Source organism: Myxosarcina sp. GI1, assembly GCF_000756305.1.
Classification (GTDB): domain Bacteria; phylum Cyanobacteriota; class Cyanobacteriia; order Cyanobacteriales; family Xenococcaceae; genus Myxosarcina.
In genome coordinates, this window is sequence record NZ_JRFE01000014.1 from 561,177 (window position 1) to 579,260 (window position 18,084).

The 18,084-nt window shown below is 40.4% G+C and carries 18 protein-coding genes; 5 read left to right on the plus strand and 13 right to left on the minus strand.

Annotated elements, in window-relative coordinates; all coding sequences use genetic code 11:
* Nucleotides 1-142 precede the first annotated feature (142 nt).
* Entirely contained in the window at nt 143-1,360 is a 1,218-nt protein-coding gene (locus tag KV40_RS09385; RefSeq protein WP_036480214.1) for a bifunctional sterol desaturase/short chain dehydrogenase, read from the minus strand.
* A 437-nt stretch (nt 1,361-1,797) separates the two neighbouring features.
* Between KV40_RS09385 and KV40_RS09390 the strand changes: the two genes are divergently transcribed.
* Together KV40_RS09390 and KV40_RS09395 are read left to right on the plus strand one after the other, a co-directional pair.
* Nucleotides 1,798-3,231, plus strand: coding sequence for a glycosyltransferase family 2 protein (locus tag KV40_RS09390; protein WP_036480217.1), 1,434 nt, complete (start codon nt 1,798-1,800; stop codon nt 3,229-3,231).
* Nucleotides 3,232-3,387: 156 nt separating this feature from the next.
* Entirely contained in the window at nt 3,388-3,555 is a 168-nt protein-coding gene (locus tag KV40_RS09395; protein ID WP_036480220.1) for a metallothionein, read from the plus strand.
* A 22-nt stretch (nt 3,556-3,577) separates the two neighbouring features.
* Here the strand turns inward: KV40_RS09395 and KV40_RS09400 are convergent, their stop codons facing one another.
* On the minus strand, nt 3,578-5,593 hold the full coding sequence (locus tag KV40_RS09400; protein WP_052055503.1) for a DNA phosphorothioation-associated putative methyltransferase: 2,016 nt from the start codon (nt 5,591-5,593) through the stop codon (nt 3,578-3,580).
* A 129-nt stretch (nt 5,594-5,722) separates the two neighbouring features.
* Between KV40_RS09400 and KV40_RS09405 the strand changes: the two genes are divergently transcribed.
* Nucleotides 5,723-6,475, plus strand: coding sequence for a nucleoside phosphorylase (locus KV40_RS09405; protein WP_036480223.1), 753 nt, complete (start codon nt 5,723-5,725; stop codon nt 6,473-6,475).
* Nucleotides 6,476-6,565: 90 nt separating this feature from the next.
* On the opposite strand, the gene rpsD is transcribed toward KV40_RS09405, so the two are convergent.
* The 4 genes from rpsD to rpmI all read right to left on the minus strand — a co-directional run bounded on the left by rpsD (nt 6,566) and on the right by rpmI (nt 10,049).
* Complete coding sequence (gene rpsD / locus KV40_RS09410; protein ID WP_036480226.1) at nt 6,566-7,174, minus strand: 30S ribosomal protein S4; 609 nt, start codon at nt 7,172-7,174, stop codon at nt 6,566-6,568.
* A 174-nt stretch (nt 7,175-7,348) separates the two neighbouring features.
* Nucleotides 7,349-9,034: a glycerol-3-phosphate dehydrogenase gene (gene glpD / locus KV40_RS09415; RefSeq protein ID WP_036480229.1), complete on the minus strand. Its 1,686-nt coding sequence runs from the start codon at nt 9,032-9,034 to the stop codon at nt 7,349-7,351.
* Nucleotides 9,035-9,428: 394 nt separating this feature from the next.
* Nucleotides 9,429-9,782: a 50S ribosomal protein L20 gene (gene rplT, locus KV40_RS09420; protein WP_036480232.1), complete on the minus strand. Its 354-nt coding sequence runs from the start codon at nt 9,780-9,782 to the stop codon at nt 9,429-9,431.
* Between the two features lie 63 nt (nt 9,783-9,845).
* On the minus strand, nt 9,846-10,049 hold the full coding sequence (gene rpmI, locus KV40_RS09425; protein WP_036480234.1) for a 50S ribosomal protein L35: 204 nt from the start codon (nt 10,047-10,049) through the stop codon (nt 9,846-9,848).
* Between the two features lie 216 nt (nt 10,050-10,265).
* Here rpmI and KV40_RS09430 point away from each other — a divergent pair, with 216 nt between their 5' ends.
* Nucleotides 10,266-10,661 (plus strand): hypothetical protein, encoded by a 396-nt coding sequence (locus tag KV40_RS09430; protein ID WP_036480237.1) that lies wholly within the window; start codon nt 10,266-10,268, stop codon nt 10,659-10,661.
* A 62-nt stretch (nt 10,662-10,723) separates the two neighbouring features.
* Here the strand turns inward: KV40_RS09430 and KV40_RS09435 are convergent, their stop codons facing one another.
* On the minus strand, nt 10,724-12,943 hold the full coding sequence (locus tag KV40_RS09435) for a PhoX family phosphatase (protein ID WP_036480240.1): 2,220 nt from the start codon (nt 12,941-12,943) through the stop codon (nt 10,724-10,726).
* 53 nt (nt 12,944-12,996) lie between these two features.
* Between KV40_RS09435 and KV40_RS09440 the strand changes: the two genes are divergently transcribed.
* On the plus strand, nt 12,997-13,596 hold the full coding sequence (locus tag KV40_RS09440; protein ID WP_052055504.1) for a TVP38/TMEM64 family protein: 600 nt from the start codon (nt 12,997-12,999) through the stop codon (nt 13,594-13,596).
* A gap of 50 nt (nt 13,597-13,646) precedes the next feature.
* Here the strand turns inward: KV40_RS09440 and KV40_RS09445 are convergent, their stop codons facing one another.
* The 6 genes from KV40_RS09445 to KV40_RS09470 form a co-directional block, all read right to left on the minus strand.
* Nucleotides 13,647-13,970 (minus strand): hypothetical protein, encoded by a 324-nt coding sequence (locus KV40_RS09445; RefSeq protein WP_036480242.1) that lies wholly within the window; start codon nt 13,968-13,970, stop codon nt 13,647-13,649.
* 79 nt (nt 13,971-14,049) lie between these two features.
* A complete protein-coding gene (arsC, locus tag KV40_RS09450) occupies nt 14,050-14,445 on the minus strand; it encodes an arsenate reductase, glutathione/glutaredoxin type (RefSeq protein WP_036480244.1) in 396 nt (131 codons plus the stop codon).
* A gap of 21 nt (nt 14,446-14,466) precedes the next feature.
* A complete protein-coding gene (gene arsB, locus KV40_RS09455; RefSeq protein ID WP_036480247.1) occupies nt 14,467-15,621 on the minus strand; it encodes an ACR3 family arsenite efflux transporter in 1,155 nt (384 codons plus the stop codon).
* 234 nt (nt 15,622-15,855) lie between these two features.
* Nucleotides 15,856-16,500 (minus strand): class I SAM-dependent methyltransferase, encoded by a 645-nt coding sequence (locus KV40_RS09460; RefSeq protein WP_036480249.1) that lies wholly within the window; start codon nt 16,498-16,500, stop codon nt 15,856-15,858.
* Nucleotides 16,501-16,520: 20 nt separating this feature from the next.
* Nucleotides 16,521-17,543 (minus strand): PstS family phosphate ABC transporter substrate-binding protein, encoded by a 1,023-nt coding sequence (locus tag KV40_RS09465; protein WP_036480251.1) that lies wholly within the window; start codon nt 17,541-17,543, stop codon nt 16,521-16,523.
* Nucleotides 17,544-17,639: 96 nt separating this feature from the next.
* A complete protein-coding gene (locus KV40_RS09470) occupies nt 17,640-17,963 on the minus strand; it encodes a helix-turn-helix transcriptional regulator (protein WP_036480253.1) in 324 nt (107 codons plus the stop codon).
* Nucleotides 17,964-18,084 lie beyond the last annotated feature (121 nt).

Below are 18,084 nucleotides of genomic sequence, written 5' to 3' on the forward strand. Positions count from 1 at the left end.
AAGACACCGTTAAAATCCTTGCTGTATCTTAATTGCTGCTTGTGAGACAGTTGCGTTTGGTGGGTTCCCCAACTCGAACAAACTGTCGAACCCGAAGAGCTACTTAAGCGAAGCGGTACTAACTATTTGTTGCTGCATCGCCTTAACTAGAGCGGGTAAAAAATCTATAGTAAAGCGAATTACTGAATTCTTTAATTGGGAAAAAGATAAATGTAATTGGGTTGATAGTCACGATAATATTGCGAATATCTCTTTTAGCCAGAGCAATAATTTGTTTGGCTACCCAGTCGGCAGACATAATCCCAATAGGATTGAGGTTGCTTTTAAACGGTCCTAAAACCAGTTTGCGAACTACACAGGGGGCATCTAAACGGCGCATGGTAACCAAACTACCCATGGCTCTTTTACTCAGTTCGTATAAGGGACTGAAAGCAGGGTTTACTTCGGCTTCGGAAGTATTAATCCAAACTTCTTTTCTAACCATGTCGCGATCGCTCTTTACAGTTTTAAAAAATTGTTCCATCAGACGCAAACCCGAAAAAGTATTAATCTGATAAGACTTGGCGATCGCCTCTGCGGTTCTGTCTGCGTGTACGTTAAGCCCGTGATTGATAATTAAGATATCAATTTTTTCTAAGGTAGCTGCTAATTCGGCTTCGCGATCGCTCTGCCAAACAATAGTTTCGATAGGAATTTCTTTACCAGCAATTTCTAGATTAATTTGAGTTTGAGAAGAAGTTAGAGCTACAACTTTTGCTTCTTGCCGATAGAGTTGTGCCAGCAAAGCCCTACCCAAAGTACCAGAAGCCCCCGTAACGGCAACGCGCTTATTTTTAAGCGATAGAGCCGTCCCCATCACTTTGTCTACCAAACTTAAAGTACCGCTAAAGTAGGCATTTTGGTTATCAAAATGATGCCGCCAGTGATAGGAACGATTGATAAACCAGCGAGACGGTAGAGTGGTTAACTTTCCCTGGCGATGGGTAATATCGGTAAGTTCGCCTACGTGGGGAATGCCCAGTCCCCTGGCGATCGCTCCTAGCAAAAAGCTTAATGTATATAAAAAACCCGCCCAGGCAGCCCATTGTGAAGATATATGATAAGTACGAACCATCAGCCAGGGCAGCAAACTAAAGGTCAGCATTACCAATGATTCGGGAACATCGTTATACCAGTGTGCTTGACGATAAATGGCATCGTTGACTACAGACAAGTCTGGGCGAAAAACTCGATGATGCCAAACATGAAGGCGGTATAGCGGTTGCCAGATATGAGAACAAGCATGATATATATCTCGTACTATTTCTACCCATAAAACCGAGCCTAAAGCTACTGTCAACTCAGCTACGAAGTTAAACATAAAACAAGTTTTTAGTTTTAAAATTATCGATCTCGTTTGATTATTAAAAGAGTTTTAATATTATTGCTGTAAACCGCTTAGTGGTAAGCGATAAGACTTCATTTTGAAGCTATGTTTTAGTAAATTCAAACTACTGTTCATAGGCTCTAATAATTACAGAGAAATTGTCCGATTTAGGATAGCAGAAGAAACACAAATCTGTTGGGGTTAGAGCTTGGAATCTAAAGTTTAAAGCTTTTGTTAAATTTTAGTCAAGAAAGTTTACATTTTTCGATACAATATAGACCATTAATTATTGACCGAGCCAAAGTTCCGCTGCAAGAGATTTCGGCGCGGAGCATAAAATCGAGAAAATGCAGCCTGGGACTCTTTCAGAGACAGACCATTAGCTGCCGCGAGCAAACCCAATACACCGAACCACAAACGCATTAACAATTATGGCAGAGAATTACTGGCGAAACCAAGAAACCGAATCAGATTTCGATCCGATTAACTCTTTGCTTTACGAATGGTCAGATCCTGAAGAAGAAGAAGAAGAATTTAGAAGTGAGTTTTTTGAAGGATTGTCAGGACGCAGACGCAAAGCGGCTTTCGTGTTAATGTCAGTGTGGGTAATTACGATTTTTATTCATTTATTTAGCTGGGGATACTGGTTAGTAGTTGGTGTTACGGGATTGGTTGGCATGCAGTTTCTTAGATACTTATTTGCCAAACCAGAAGTAATGCCTCAGTTGTTGAGTGATGACGAAATAGCTACCGCTCCTAAGATTTCTTTGCTAGTTGCTGCTAAAAACGAAGAATTGGTAATTGGCAATTCTATCGAAATGCTTTGTAACCTGGATTATCCTGCCGAAAAATATGAAGTTTGGGCAATTGACGATCGCAGTACCGATAATACTCCGTCTATTTTAGATAGATTAGCTACAAAGTATCCCCAGCTAAAAGTAGTTCATCGCCGCGATCCCGCTACTGGTGGCAAATCGGGAGCTTTGAATCAAGTCTTACCCTATATGCAGGGAGAAATTATTGGCGTATTCGATGCTGATGCTAAAGTAACTAAAGATTTACTGCGCTGGGTAGTGCCAATGTTCGATAACGAATCTACAGGCGCGGTACAGGTACGAAAAGATATTGCTAACGCCTCAGAAAATTTTTGGACTAAAGGACAAGCTGCGGAAATGGCAGTAGATAGCTTTATGCAGCAGCAGCGTATTGCAGTAGGCGGTATTGGCGAACTGCGTGGTAACGGACAATTTGTCAGACTATCGGCTCTCAAACGCTGTGGTGGTTGGAATGAAGAAACGATTACTGACGATCTCGATCTGACTATTCGTCTACATTTGGATGGCTGGAAAATCGATTTTCTGATGCTTCCTGCCGTAGAAGAAGAAGGAGTTACTAAAGCAACTTCCCTTTGGCACCAGCGCAATCGTTGGGCTGAAGGCGGGTATCAGCGATATCTCGATTATTGGCGTTATATTATCAGTCAACCTATGGGCTTGGGCAAACGCTTCGATCTTCTTTGCTGGTTATGGTTACAGTACATTTTACCTGCGGCTAACATTCCCGATTTGGTCATGGCGATCGCCCGACATCGTTTACCTTTGTTTGGTGCGATGACCAGTTTGCTGTTTTCTTTAGGCTTTATTGGTATTTTCAAAGGGTTAGTTCGCATTCGTAGCCACAGCGAACGACTTGGTTTTTTAACTATGTTAGATATTACCTGGCAGTCACTGCGAGGTATTGTTTATATGGCTCACTGGCAAATAGTTATGTTGAGTATTACCGCCAGAATGTCAGTACGTCCCAAAAAGCTTAAATGGGTTAAAACTATACATCAAGGTGGCGATCGCGAAAGTTTTGAATTTTAAAACGAACAGGAGACAGTGAACAATTAACAATGAACAGTAAACAATGAACAATTTTTACCGACTACTGATATCTACTCATTGCTCATTGCTCATTGGTAAATGTCGAACGCAGGTTCCTCTACAATTTAAATACATTGTTAATTAGAGGAAAAAACTATGGCTACTGCTAATATGGTGCAATGTGCTTGCGATCGCTGTCAATGCGATGTTTCTTTAGAAGAAGCTATTAAGAAAGGCGATCGCTACTATTGCTGTGAAGCCTGTGCCAATGGTCATGTAAACGATGAAAGCTGCAAACATCAAGATTGCAGTTGTGGCGACTAACTTCGTAATTATCAATTATTGATTATCGCTCGAAGATTTCATGTCCTTTTATTGTCAGATTGCGCTCGCGCAAGCAGCGTAACCATCCATAATAACGACGAATAGCGTCAGGATTGTCTGACAAACCGAGTTGACGTTCGCGATCGCTAAGTTGGGCAAATAGACTATAATCAGGATAGTCGGGAGCGACTAAAGCCTCTTTGCGATGTAAGATTAAAGGATTGGGTTCGTCTGCAACATCGTGATAAACCACAGACAAATTTTGTAGGTCTACTTCTAAAGTTGCCTGTAGTTGGGGATGAGCGACAGTATCGAAGTCGGGATAAGCTAAATAGGTTATTTTCGGTTTGTGATAATAAAGTTTGATAATGTTGGCAGATTCGAGACGATAAAAATTACGGCTGGCGCATCCTTCATACAGACGCAATAGGGGAGGTAGCTTTTCTAAAGCACTTACGTGGATTACCAGAGCATTTTTTAGCTGTTTGCCGATCGAACTGGTTTGGCACAGGTAAGCGATTTTAGGTAAATCGCCTACGTGCAATAGTAATAAATCGGCAATAGTACAAGCTTGTTTGTAGCTGCCAAATAAAGCTTTGACATCGGCTTTAAGTTCGGGTGATAATTTTCTCACACTGGGGCGATCGCCAAACTTGGATAAAGCCAAATAAACTAACAGATCTTGACGGCGTTGTTCGGCAATTGCTTCCCATTCGTTTTCGTTAGTTGCTTGCAGTACCAGCTTGAAAGCGCGACGATAGTTACCAAATTCGGCTTTAATTTCAGCTTCGTTGGTAAGTTCTCCCTTAACAGGTAATCTACCTCTACGGGTATAAAATTCCATTAAGGGAGTCAGCAATTCTCGATAGTCCTCAAATTTTCTGACATCGAGTCGCACTCTAGGAGTACTGACGCGAGAGTTAAAACGTGAGGCGCGAAAAGATTCAGCTTGTGCTGCATCGCGAAATACTAAATAAACTCCCAAACCAACGGGAATTGAATCGACTTCTAGCACCCCATCGATATATAGTTTGAGTTCTTCTTGTTCGTAATATTTCTGAAAGGTGTTGCGGTTGGTAATAATACCATCGCTGTAGGCTACCAAGCCCCTGCGGCGATCGTCTACTAAGATTTGAGCGGAAACAATAAGAACTTTTTTAGTCAACTTCCAGGCTTCAATTAAAGCCGTTCGTCTTTCTGCTATGTCTTCAATGACGTTGATAATGTAACCCAAGTTGATAATATCGGCTGAAGACAAAGGTGTGTTGAGACAATAGTAAGGGTCCCATCCAGAACTAACATACCCTAAAGCCTCAATTTGCCGAACATCTTCTCCAAAGCCACAACCATAATCAAAAAAAGTTGTTGTTTCAGAAAATAACTCTGCTTCCAAGGCAATTCTAACGGGACGCGATAACTCGTTGCGTCGTAATGCCGCTTTGTGTCTGTCAATAGCAACCGTTTGTCTCGTTTGGGCAGTGGCATTAAGGGGACAAATCAGCCGATGTCCGACAAAGTCTATTCCTTGTTTTGCCAGTAACTTTTGCCATTCTTGCTGCGTACCGATAAAACGAGGATTATCTAACAATCCCAGATTGATTTCTGCTTGAGTCAGTGTGGCGAATTTACGATATTGAGGATAATCTGGCGTAACAAAAGTTTCTTTGCGGTGCAAAATTGGTGGATTGGCTGAATTTTGATATTGCCGTTGTGCTACTTGCTGGGTAGTTAAGTCGACTACGATACTCTGGTACAGTCGGGGATGGGGATCGCGATCGAAATCAGGATAGTCTAAATAAGATATTTTAGGGCGATCGAGACTAAATTTTAGTATAGTTGCTCGATCAAAATTGTCTACTAGTTTTCTGGCTTGACGTTCGTAAGCTTGTAACAGAGGATCTAAAGCATCGAGAGCGCGTATGTGAACGTAAAGAGCGGTGGGTAACAGCTTACCTATACTACTGTTTTTGCAGCTAGAGATAATAGTAGTAAATTGTTCTGGGGCGATTGCGCTATCGGATTCAACTATTTTTGGCATTAGCTTAAAAAGCAGAATTAAGAAAAAAGCTCTATCGTTAGCATTTTTTTAAAGTTTATAGTCTTCTACTAAATCGAGGGCAAAAAAATTCGCAAATTTTTATTATTTAATAATTTATCGCCAACTCAAATGAAATATCATATTGGTTTTGACACCGAAGATCTGGGCAATAATCCGCCGCAAATCGCTTTGTTGTCGGGAGAACCAGAGCGATCGCAATACATTGCTCGCAATTATTGTCAGAATGCCCGATTGCTTTCAGAATACCGAGGTTTAAATAGTTATGTAGGTTATCTAGCTGATGATAGACCGGTTTTAGTCGCCACTAGCGGTATGGGCGCACCATCGTTAAGTATTGTGGTTAATGAATTGGCGCAGGTAGGAATCGAGAAGTTTATTCGTATTGGTACTTGTGGCTCGATTCAACCCCAGGTAAAAGTAGGAAATATCGTTATCTCTCAAGGTGCTTTGTGTAGGCAGGGTGCTGCTGACGATATTGCACCACGCGAATATCCTGCGGTTGCCGATCCTTTTTTAACGGTGGCTTTAGTCTCAGCAGCAGATAAGCTAAAGATTCCCTATCATCTCGGTATTACCGCTTCGGTAGATACTTTTTATGAAGGACAAGAACGAGTTCGTTCTTCAGCTAACGTTAGTTTACAATTTTGGCTTCAGGGAATTACCACAGAATATCGCCATCTCAATATTCTTAATTACGAAATGGAAGCAGGTACGCTATTTAAAATGGCTGGAGTCTACGGTTTTGCAGCAGCTTGCGTCTGTGGTGTAGTAGCTCAACGAACTACAGGAGAAGATATTGTTTTAGAAGATAAAAATTTAGCAGTAGAACGGGCAATTGCCACGGCGATCGAGGCGATTTGAGTATTTTAAACCGCTTTTAAGATTTCGAGCAATTGGGGCGAACGATCGCTCGCCCTTACCATATTTAAGCTACACATAGCCCAATAAATCTTAAGCCAAACGAGAGTAATACTCAATTACGAGTAGTTCGTTGATTTGTAGGGCAACCCATTCTCGTTCGACAATGCCGTTAACTTTGCCAGTATAGGTATTTTTATCAAATTCCAAATGGCTGGGAACATTTGCCAACCCTGGATATTCCATATTGGTTTCAACTACACGGCGAGAGGTTTCGCGGTCTCTAACTTTGATAACATCACCAGGACGACACTGATAGCTAGCAACATCAACTACTCGGTCATTGACGGTAATATGTCCGTGATTGACTAACTGACGCGCTCCTGGAATAGTACCTGCCATACCCATGCGAAAGATAGTATTATCCAAGCGCATTTCTAAAAATTCTAGTAAAGCTTGTCCTGTCGAACCACCAGTTCTACGAGCCTTACGGACGTAACGAACCAGTTGTTTTTCGGTAACTCCGTAGTTAAACCGCAGCTTTTGCTTTTCTTCTAGACGAATAGCATATTCCGATCGCTTTCTACGTCCTTGTCCGTGTTGACCTGGGGGATAAGATTTGCGGGGGCTTTTACGACTTAAACCTGGTAGTTCACCCAAACGGCGTACGACGCGCAAACGCGGTCCTCTATAACGAGACATATATTAGAAATCTCCTTAATGTTAATAATTACAAAATACGTCCAAATATATCATTATACTGTTATTTACAATTCGAGCAAAATATAAAAGACTTAAAAAAAAGCGATCGCGAAGCGGATGTCCTTCGAGCTTATCGCGCCGAAATTTTAACCGAAGCGACCGCTACTAACACAATTAAGCAAACTGATGTTCTAAACGATTTAGTTGAAAATCGGGAATGCAGTTTTCTTCCATATAAGTTTTATATTCGCACTTTGCGCGATCGCATTGCTCTTGACTCCAGCCACAATATTTTTGCAACGTTTCGGTCACTACGGGCAATAGATCTAAGCCGTAATTACCATTCATTGCCAACATAGTGCGACGACGCATAATATCAGTTAATTTGTGGGCGTATTCGTGTTCTACTGCATAGACAATTTGAGCTTTAATGTCGGGTAGCGCGTCGCCAATTTGCGCTGCTAATTCGGGCTGTTCGCTAGTTAGATTCAATACTTCCAAAGCTGTTGCTCCATAAGCATTAAATAAATAATTTATAGTTCTAGGAGAGAGAAGAGAACTATAATCTACTATCGCCTGCTCTATGCGCTCGTCATCAGCCACAATACAACCTGGAAGTGGCTCTGAGGCAGTTGTACTATGCTTGCCCGACCGCTTCATTTTTTTCAATACCGCATCGGTCATTTCTTCTCCCACGTTGCGATAAGTAGTTAGTTTGCCGCCAATAAGCGAAAACATATTATTTACCCCCTCCTTTTTATGGTCGAAGATAATATGCTTGCGGGTAATGCTGCCTGGTTTTTTGCCTTCAGCATTAGGTAAGGGGCGAACTCCAGAATAGGTAAATCTAATATCTTCTCTGGTTAAATTAGCGGCAGGAATGATGTTATTAGTTTCGGTCAGTAAATAATCGATTTCATCATTATCGGCTTTAACGCGATCGAGGTCGCCTTTAAACGGCAGATCTGTCGTACCAATAAGATACATTCCCAACCACGGAACGATAAAGAACGGACGACCATCGGACTTGGCTTCTACGTATAGGCTACTGGTTTCTGGTGCGCCAGGGAATTTCGACACTACAATGTGACTGCCTTTAGTTCCACCAATTTTACGAGCATTGCCGATGGGAACATCTTTACCAGCTTTATTACCCAATTTACAAACTTTATCTACCCAGGGACCAGCAGTATTAACTACAACTGCATTTTGGCTACAGGAGATAGTAAAAATTTCATCTGATAGTCTATCTTTACAGTCGATACTGCTAACGAAGTTGTTTTGCAAGGATATTTCGTTTACTTCTGCATAATTAAGAACCGTTGCCCCTGCATTTTCTGCTGAGATAATATTTTCCAAACACAAACGTTCGGCGAGGGTTGCCTGTCCATCATAGTATTGCGAACCTCCCGTTAGATGCTCTCTGTCTACATAGCGAAATAGCTGCTGAAATTGTTTTTTAGGCAACATCCGATGTAGGGGTAGAGTCTTGTCAAAGCTAAAAATATCGTACAGAATCATTCCCGCCCAAATTTTCCAATAGGGACGAGAGCGATCGCCATAAATAGGAATAGTTAAAAGTAGGGGTTTGACTAAATGGGGCGCAACGCGAAAGAGAACTTCTCTTTCTTTAAGAGCTTCTCTTACCAAAGGAAATTCAAAATACTCTAAATAACGCAAACCGCCATGAATTAATCTCGTAGACCAGCTAGAAGACCCGCTAGCAAAATCTTCTTTTTCAATCAAAATAGTTTTAAGACCTCTAAGGGCAGCATCTCTGGCAACTCCCGCTCCATTAATACCACCACCAATAATAATTAGGTCATATTCTTGCTGCTGTATTTGGGCTAAATCTCGCATAATTTTTCTTCAATTTACAGATAGTAGTCATGATGGCTTGGTAAAACCAAAAATATTTACTAGGGAATTGGTAATATTTTTCTCAATTCCAGTCTTAAAAAGTTTTCACAATTAAACTTTAATGCAATTAAAAATCTTTTGCTTCCAATTTAGCCCAACTGTATATGAGTTAGGAGTTCAAAATTTGGAGTTAGTAGTTGCGAACAGCTTTATAAATTTAGTTGATTTGTAAACTTCAAAAACAGCACTGCACGGTAATAGAAGTGACGGAGATGTAAAAAATTTTCCTCATCGCGCAAGATAAGATCGCAAAAACAATAGGGGCAACTATCTTAGTTGCCCCTATAAAAGTAAAAAAATGTTTTATTGGCTCAAATAGCGATCGCTATTTAATTTAATCAGTTCCATCAGCTACTTCTACAACTTTGGCAAAAGCTTGAGGATCGATCATCGCAATTTGTGCCAACATTTTGCGATTGAGTTCGACATTAGCTTTTTTGAGCTTGCCAGTAAATTTGCTGTAGCTCATGCCGTGCTGGCGAGAAGCAGCATTAATGCGTGTAATCCATAGACGACGAAAATCCCGTTTGCGTTTGCGGCGATCGCGATAAGCGTTCCGCAACGCTTTCATTACCTGTTGGTTGGCAGTGCGGAACAGTTTGGAGTGAGAACCGCGAAATCCTTTGGCTAACTTGAGAACTTTTTTACGACGTTTGCGGGCGACGTTCCCTCTTTTAACTCTAGTCATAATTACTATTTACTGAAGTTTGTTTTTATAGTATTTAAATTTATCTCGAAAGAATTTTAGCCTCTACATATAAGGCATCATCAAGCGCACGTTTTTCTCGTCAGATTCGTGAACTACTGAGATGTTGGAAAGGCGGCGACGAGTACGTTCTTTACTTTTGTGCTGTAGTAAATGATTTTTAAATGCTTTACGGCGCATAATTTTTTTGCCGCTACCGCTTAGACGAAAGCGTTTGGCAGCAGATTTCTTAGTTTTGAGCTTGGGCATAATCTTTCAGTGATTCGACACAATTTACAATTATACCTTTTTTATATGAGTTTAAATTTTTTTATTTTACTAAACCATAAAGACAACACCCGTAATGATTTGTGATGGAGGAAAAAGGTTTTGGGGTGCAATTTATAATCCAAAAACTAACGAGTTTAGCGATCTGGCTTTCAATGGTGAAATATAATGACTTTGTGACAGAAATGTTTTCTATTTATGATTACATCTTCCTATTGTGCGCTAATTCCACTAGCTATAGAGAACAACTTCACTATTGCCAAACTTGCCGAACTATTATCAAAACGCCTACCAGAGTACGAGAGCGAATCGACAACAGACAGAATAGTTATTAGCCAAAATGAATGGACTCTTAATGTAGTTTTAGATAAGGGTGATTGGGTTAATATCGAAGCTAAAGAAATGGCTAAGTTTTATCCAGACTTGCCAAATATTGAATCTTTAAAATCTTCAACTCAGCGAATCGATATCTCAAGTTATGCCAATGACTCGGAAATGGAGCATTTCAACACGTATTTATTTGTATTAGAAGAAATAGAGACATTTCAAGGTGTTCTGTTCGAGTTCGATCCGCGAGATGCTAAAACGCTCTAAGTCGAGTGGCAGTAAATAGAACACGATTGTAATTATTAGTCTTTATCGCGTCTGACGTTGTTCTATGTAGCGATCGCTTCATTATCTAAACGTCTAATTGCTACCACCGCAGGAATAGGAGGTTGGTTTGCTTTACCACTGAACCAATTAGAACCTACAGGAACTTGGCGTTTTTGAATAAATGATTTACCGTCGCTCGTTAACAATTCAAAGTCTTTTAATTCTGAAGCCATATCTCGACGAATGCCATTTGCTTCTCCTGGATGCTGAATTGACAAAAACAGGCTTTTACTATCATTGCTAAACATCAAACCCGTACATTCACACTCCATTGGACCCATCGCAAAAGGATAAACTTCTCCTGCCAAATCTCCACTCAAAGGAACGTACCAGAGGGAATTGTTGCCAAAAACACCCGTTAGCTCGCTACTAGATAAAGCCTTGTCATTTTCCATTCTGCTGGAAACGGCACTATTTTGCTTGTCAGTAGACATATCCGTTACCATCCACAAATTGCCCTGGTTATCTACAGCCAAATTATCGGGATTAGCAAAACCAGCACCGCCAAGCGCGGGTTCGCCGCCCATAGCCAACATACTCCAACGGAAGCTTAAGGATTCGGGATTGCTGTTGTCTTCTTCTAATTTCATAATCCAGCCATATTCATAGTCGGATTCGCCGTTAGGTCCTGTAAACACCTGCTTGTCAGGTCCGCCATCCTCGTCGGCAGCACCAGAGGTAAAAGTAATAAACAAAGTACCGTCCTTAGTAATTTCGGTATCTTCAGGACGAGCAGTACAGGTAACGCCTGCCGCACTTGCCGCCAAATGAGCGTCGATTAAAATCGCTCCCTGCTGTTCTAACTCGCTACTTCCTCGATAGAGATCTCCTAATTTAGCAAATCGCTCTTGAAATGGAGGAACTTGACTGTTGCTGCTTGCCGTCATCGCTCCTCCAGAGTTGCGGTTGTTGTTGGGAAGTTGCACTACGCCGCCGACTACTTGAGAAGGTAGTATGGGATTGACTGCGGTTTCGGGACTCAAAGGAATCCATTCGCCGCTACCATCGGGATTTAGTTTAGCTCCATACAGCATTCCTGCTTCAAATAAACTAGAGTTAGCTTTATCTTGAGGATCGTTAACGAAATTGCGACTGATAAACTTATAGAGATGACCGCCTCGGCGATCGCAACCAGAATAAACGGCTAACTTTTTACCTGCTACAGCGCGAATGCCAAAAGCTTCGTGGCGAAACCTGCCCAACCAAGTATGTTTGGTGCCATAGTCGTTGGGGTTGGCGGGATCGACTTCTACCATCCAGCCGTATTTATTCCCCGCCAAACCAAATACGTTACCGTTACCAGCAACTGTTTCTTCGTCAATTACAAACGGCATCTGGCTGGGACTCATTGCCGAACCATCTGCCATTACCGCTTCTATTACTTGATCTTGAAAATTTTCTTCCGCACTTAACACTGTACCCCAGGGGGTCATTCCTCCCGCGCAGTTTTGAAAAGTACCAATGATGCGATCGCCCAAATTATCTTTGTAACCGAGCTTATTTTCTTTGTTAAAGATAGCCGTTGCCGCGCCAGTAGATTTTAGTAGGCGACTTTCATCGTCCAAACCAGAAATTCCTGTAATGCGGCGATCGCCAGAGCGATAAGTTCGTTCCCATTGACCGTTTTCATTACGGCGTACGGAAATTACGCCAATTCCTAAATCGGTTAAACCCTCGCGTGCAATTTCTACAATCTGAGCTTTAAGAGGATCGTCATCGCTCAAGGTAAAAGCATCGATTTGGCTATCTGTCGCTTTGGCGGCAACCTCAGCAAAGGGTAAAGTTTTACCAATAACTAGCGGATAAGTTTGCATCCAGGTTTTACTGCTAAGATACTCAAAATTAACCGTTAGCAAACCTTCGTTAGGTGTGGTTTCAACTAGTGCCAAATAGTCATTGTTATAACCAAATCTCGAATCTCCTACCCGATCGCCCCAGGCAGCAATTACGTCGTAAGTAAACCCATCTGGTAAGACTAAATCGTCTTTTACTTCATAACTACTATAAGCCGCTATCTGTTCCTCTGTAGCGAGTGTTTCTAATTTCAAAGGTAGTGGCGGTTTTACTGGTTGAAAACCCAAGCGATCGCTCAAGTTGAGAGCTTTAGTTCTGGCTTGCTCTCTAGAAAATTTGCGAACTTGTGGCTTAGCGATCGCCTTCAATGGCAATGAGCCAACAGCAGCTCCTAAAAATAGCAGAAGATTGCGGCGTTTGAGAGTCATAATAATATAAATTGCAAACTAATTTTTTTCACTACAACACCATCATTTATTTTATGTTTTCAGTTGGTGAATGGCTGACACAAAGCCAAGACTGGCTTAGTTCTCTCGGTTACGGTGCATATCCCGCTTTTATAATTCTGTATTTATTGTCAACTTCGATTGGTTTACCGACTATTTTTTTATTTATTGGTGCTGGTAGTTTGTTCGGGTTCATTCCTGGTTCTTTGGTGGTTTCGGTTGCCGATACCTTGAGCATCGCCATTTGTTATGTTTTGGGCAGAACTATAGCTCGTAAAAAGGTTAACCAGTGGATTTCCGATCGCCCTGAATGGAAAAAATTCGACCGTACCGTTGCCGAAAAAGGCTGGAAAATTGTGTTTTTAGCTCGCCTCGCTCCAGTTTTGCCTTCTAATCTACTCAACTATGGTTTTAGCCTGACTGAGATTAATTTTTGGCAGTATTTACTCGTTTCTTGGCTGGGTACGGTTCCAGTTATCGCGCTATATGTTTATCTTGCTTCTGTGGGAGCTAACTTACTATCTGGAAATAACGACCCCCGACAGATTATATTTTCGATTATCGGCGCGATTGCGGCGGTTGCAGCTTTGATATACACTACTAAGATTATTAGAAATACTTTTTCCAAGGAATAAAAGTTTTTTAACTCATTTTCAATGGGTTTGAAGTCAAATATTAGTTATAGTCATTGTGAAGACATTTTTTCACAACTTTTATAATAAAACGTAGAACCGTTAACTTCAGGTTGCCAACCCAGAGCAATAGCATCTCTAATGCAATGCTCGATATCTTTTGGTGTAATTGAAAATTCTGCACCGGAATAATAGTTATAGCAGTTCCACAAAAAAGTAATTGAAAGAACTGAGCCTTTAGTTTCTACTCTTTCGACTCCAGCAGTTATGCAAGTGGCATAGTCGCCTTGAGTGTGAGTAGGTTTCCTTCTGACATACCATCTATACGGAATTCCATCAACAATAATCTTTCGCGTCCCTTTTTTAGGTATTGCCATAAATTAAATGTATTTTTCCTCCCGAGCTGACTTGATTAACACACGGGTAATAACATAAGCGTCACCAATAGCAAATTACTCAGCTAAGTTGCTTAATTAACTTGGCTACTCTATCTTTAATTTCGTCTCTAACACGGTAAAAGGTTTCAATTGGCTGTCCGTCTGGATCTTCTAATTCCCAGTCGTCAAACACTTCTTGCATTACCCATTCTGAGGGTAAATTAGTGCCGCAACCGCACATCGAGATGACGGCATCGTAATCTTTGGCATTGAAATCACTTAGAGCATCAGAAGTTTGATTGCTAATATCGATACCAATCTCTGACATAACCTCAATAGCGGTAGGATGAACTCTGCTAGCTTCCAAACCCGAAGAGGTAACTTCAATCTTATCTTTACCCAAAGCTCTAGCAAAACCCTCTGCCATTTGCGATCGACAGGAGTTTCTCTTACAGACAAACATAACTTTTTTCATAATTAATGATTGAATTGCAATTTAACGATAGGGACTAACACAGCGAGGATCGAGGAGAGTAGCTTTTTCTGGTTGTCGGGGGAACCAAGTAGCAGTACGCTTGCAAAATTCTACTAACATTAGCATTACTGGTACTTCTATTAATACGCCAACGACAGTAGCCAAAGCCGCGCCAGAATTTAAGCCAAATAAAATTACTGCCGTAGCGATCGCAACTTCAAAGTGATTGCTCGCGCCAATTAAAGCCGCTGGTGCGGCATCTTCGTAATAGAAATTAAGTTTTAAAGCGGCTACATAAGTAATAAAGAAAATAAAGTTGGTTTGGAGAAATAACGGTACGGCAATTAAAAGAATATGTAAGGGGTTGTTGACAATTAGTTCGCCTTTAAAAGCAAACAAAAGTACTAAGGTTATTAGTAAAGCCGCGATCGCCACAGGTGAAAGATACTGCAAAAATTTGGTTTCAAACCAGCGTCTGCCTTTATGCTTCAAAATCCAGTAGCGACTAAAAATTCCTGCTATTAGCGGTAAGCCAACATAAATTAATACTGAGAGTACGATTGTCTGCCAGGGAACGACCAAATTATTAGTCGCTAGCAACCACTTCCCTAAAGGTGCGTACAGAAATAGCATCGCTAAGGAGTTAATTGCCACCATTACTAAAGTATGTCCCTGATTGCTGTAAGAGAGATAACCCCACATCAAAACCATCGCCGTACAGGGGGCAATTCCCAATAAAATTGCTCCTGCAATATAGGAATTAGCTAAAGTAATTTCTGCTCCGCGAACCAGTTCGGTTTCTGATAACAAAGGAAGAAATAACCAGCCTAAAAAAAACTGAGCAAATGCGACCATAGTAAATGGTTTAATTAGCCAATTTATTACTAGAGTAAGAATTACTGGTTTGGGTGTTTTAGCAGCTTTTGCAGCTTGAGAAAAGTCGATTTTTACCATGATGGGATACATCATGAAAAAAAGACAGACTGCGATCGGAATAGAAACGTTATAAACGCTCATATTATCTAAAGCTTGAGCGATTTCTGGAAAGACTCTTCCTAAAGTAATTCCAATCAAAATACAAACTATTACCCAAACAGTAAGGTATTTTTCAAAAAAACTTAGATTGCTTCCTGCTTTAACAGATTGAGGATTGATTTTAGAACTATGATTAGCCATGAAACTTGTAAAGAATAAAATTTATAGTGAATTACTCTGGTAAAAATTAAAAGTTAAAAGCCAAAAGTCAAAAATAAAGTTTTTGATTCATAAAGCTTTCAGCGACTGAAAATATCTTAATTCTTGTGTTCGCTGCTATAATTATTTACTTTTATTAACGATAGTTTGTAAATAGGTATAAAAGACACATTTTTGCGTTTCAATTACCAGCACAAATTAGGATTTTTAAAACCTTTAGTTTTCTTTAATAGCAGTTGCGATCGCCATTCCCCACAAAAAATCCAGCTTAAATTTATCGGCTTTAACTACAGTTAAGTTTGCTACAGCTAATAACTGATGTAATTGAAATTGTGTATAACATTTTTCGTGTGCCGAATCAAAAAACTTAAGAAATATATTTAGAGCTTTTATCGTCCAAAAATCACGACACCAATCTAAAATTATCAGTCTACCATTTGTTTTTAAAACTCGCTTTATTTCTAAGAGAGCTAGTTGTGGATTTTCAAAATAATGAAGTGCGCTAGCGCAAATAACTAAATCGAAACTTTCGTCATCAAAAGGTAATTTACTAGCCGTTGCTTGCTGAAATTCTACATTAGAATATTCCCGACATTTTTCTCTGGCTACCTGTAGCATATTCGCAGAAAGATCGATTCCTGAAATTTGCTGACTGGAATTTTGTTCGAGGATTAATTTCGCCAATTCACCAGTCCCACAAGCTACATCCAACACTTTTTCGTTATTAGTAACTTGCGATCGTTGCAAACAAATAGCCAAAGTTTTGTCAATATATTTCTGCCATCGGCGATCGTACCAACTAGCCATTTTGTCATACTGCTGGTTGACTTTTTGTTCGGATAAGTTGGTAGTTGATGACATATAGATATATACTGGCTTGTTTAGAAGTTTGCTCGTTTGCGTAATAGTTCGCCCAAAGTTAAGTTTAGTGCCGCTTGCCCATCAAATACCGTACCGACTTTACCTCTGGTAAAGTGAAGTTTGTCTAACTGATAGCCATCTTCAGATAGAGCTACGTAACCTACTTCGGTAGCGGTTTGCGGAACTTCATTCAGGTAAAATTCAACGAACTCTTTGAGAGCGGGATTATCTTGTGCTGCGCTAGAGTTAATGTAAATAAATAATGGACGAGAAAGAGGCTGATATTTTCCTGCTTCTACCGTTTCACTGGAGGGTAATACCGCACCATTACCGCTGTCTATCGCCAAAGCTTTCAAATTGTTTTGATTTGCTTCGTAGTAAGCATAACCAAAATATCCCAAGGCATTAGGATCTTGTTCTATTCCCTGCACTAAAACATCATCGTCTTCACTAGCTAGATAATCACTACGACTAGAACCAGATTCTCCAACTACCGCTTCGGTAAAATAATCAAAAGTACCCGAATCTGTACCAGGTCCGTATAGATTTAAAGGTCGGTTTGGTAAACTGCTGTCTACTTGATTCCAGCGAGTAATTTGTTGTTCGGCTTCTGGGGACCAAATTTGGCTTAATTTTTTTAGAGAAATTTCGTTTAGCCAGTCATTGTTGGGATTGACTACTACCGTCAGTGCATCAAAAGCAATTGGTAGTTCGATATAAGCTACTCCTGCTGCTTTGCAAGTGTCCATTTCTGCTTTAGTAATGGGACGAGAGGCATTATTAATTTCAGTTTCTCCCGCACAAAACTTTGCAAAACCGCCCCCAGTCCCAGAAACGTTTAGTTCGATATCACTAGCTTCAGGGCGAGTAGATTCAAAGTCCTTAACTACAGCTGCAGTAATCGGATAGACGGTACTAGATCCATCAATTGTTATTGATGTATCTTCCTGGGAGTTAATTTTGGCACCTGTGAGAATAAATGCAGTAAAAACTCCAAAGTATAAAACCAAGCTAGTAAGTTTTTTGTGAATTTTTGTATTCATTTTTAACCATCCCCAATTTATATCTGGGTAATCGTACTCTTATTATTTCAAAAAAAGTTGATATGACGGTTAAGAATAATTTAAGAAAACTACTTTTTAGCGAGCGCAATTTCGTAAGGGAAAGATAGTGGCATGACGGCGAAACTCTGCTAAATACTGCTCGATAATTACAAACTGAGGCAAATTAAGACTATAGTATATCCAGCGTCCTTCTTGTCGAGAGTGAATTAGCTTTGCTTCTTTTAAGGTTTTGAGATGAAATGACAGCTTAGACTGACTGAGATCTAGATGCTGACAAAGATCGCAAACGCATAGTTCGCGGTCTTTCAACAAATCGACTACCGCCAGACGTATGGGAACGGAGAGGGCATGAAACCCTGTCATAATCAGAGTAGAATCTGTAGATGGTTCGACTTGCATCAACTTTTATTGAAATGACTCTTTTACCTTAACCTAAATATTAGGACTCACGCACTCAGAATATAAAAACGTCTGTAAACTGACATTTTATGTTCCCTGTTTTCTGTTTTTGTCTTAGCGA

Excerpts from the sequence above, each read along its gene's own strand:
- KV40_RS09465 (WP_036480251.1), bottom strand. The coding sequence starts at position 17,543 with ATGAATACAAAAATTCACAAAAAACTTACTAGCTTGGTTTTATACTTT.
- KV40_RS09430 (WP_036480237.1), top strand. The coding sequence starts at position 10,266 with ATGATTACATCTTCCTATTGTGCGCTAATTCCACTAGCTATAGAGAAC.
- KV40_RS09395 (WP_036480220.1), top strand. The coding sequence starts at position 3,388 with ATGGCTACTGCTAATATGGTGCAATGTGCTTGCGATCGCTGTCAATGC.
- rpsD (WP_036480226.1), bottom strand. The coding sequence starts at position 7,174 with ATGTCTCGTTATAGAGGACCGCGTTTGCGCGTCGTACGCCGTTTGGGT.
- KV40_RS09440 (WP_052055504.1), top strand. The coding sequence starts at position 12,997 with ATGTTTTCAGTTGGTGAATGGCTGACACAAAGCCAAGACTGGCTTAGT.
- KV40_RS09445 (WP_036480242.1), bottom strand. The coding sequence starts at position 13,970 with ATGGCAATACCTAAAAAAGGGACGCGAAAGATTATTGTTGATGGAATT.
- arsB (WP_036480247.1), bottom strand. The coding sequence starts at position 15,621 with ATGGCTAATCATAGTTCTAAAATCAATCCTCAATCTGTTAAAGCAGGA.
- glpD (WP_036480229.1), bottom strand. The coding sequence starts at position 9,034 with ATGCGAGATTTAGCCCAAATACAGCAGCAAGAATATGACCTAATTATT.
- rplT (WP_036480232.1), bottom strand. The coding sequence starts at position 9,782 with ATGACTAGAGTTAAAAGAGGGAACGTCGCCCGCAAACGTCGTAAAAAA.
- KV40_RS09400 (WP_052055503.1), bottom strand. The coding sequence starts at position 5,593 with ATGCCAAAAATAGTTGAATCCGATAGCGCAATCGCCCCAGAACAATTT.
- KV40_RS09470 (WP_036480253.1), bottom strand. The coding sequence starts at position 17,963 with ATGCAAGTCGAACCATCTACAGATTCTACTCTGATTATGACAGGGTTT.
- rpmI (WP_036480234.1), bottom strand. The coding sequence starts at position 10,049 with ATGCCCAAGCTCAAAACTAAGAAATCTGCTGCCAAACGCTTTCGTCTA.
- KV40_RS09405 (WP_036480223.1), top strand. The coding sequence starts at position 5,723 with ATGAAATATCATATTGGTTTTGACACCGAAGATCTGGGCAATAATCCG.
- arsC (WP_036480244.1), bottom strand. The coding sequence starts at position 14,445 with ATGAAAAAAGTTATGTTTGTCTGTAAGAGAAACTCCTGTCGATCGCAA.
- KV40_RS09385 (WP_036480214.1), bottom strand. The coding sequence starts at position 1,360 with ATGTTTAACTTCGTAGCTGAGTTGACAGTAGCTTTAGGCTCGGTTTTA.
- KV40_RS09435 (WP_036480240.1), bottom strand. The coding sequence starts at position 12,943 with ATGACTCTCAAACGCCGCAATCTTCTGCTATTTTTAGGAGCTGCTGTT.
- KV40_RS09460 (WP_036480249.1), bottom strand. The coding sequence starts at position 16,500 with ATGTCATCAACTACCAACTTATCCGAACAAAAAGTCAACCAGCAGTAT.
- KV40_RS09390 (WP_036480217.1), top strand. The coding sequence starts at position 1,798 with ATGGCAGAGAATTACTGGCGAAACCAAGAAACCGAATCAGATTTCGAT.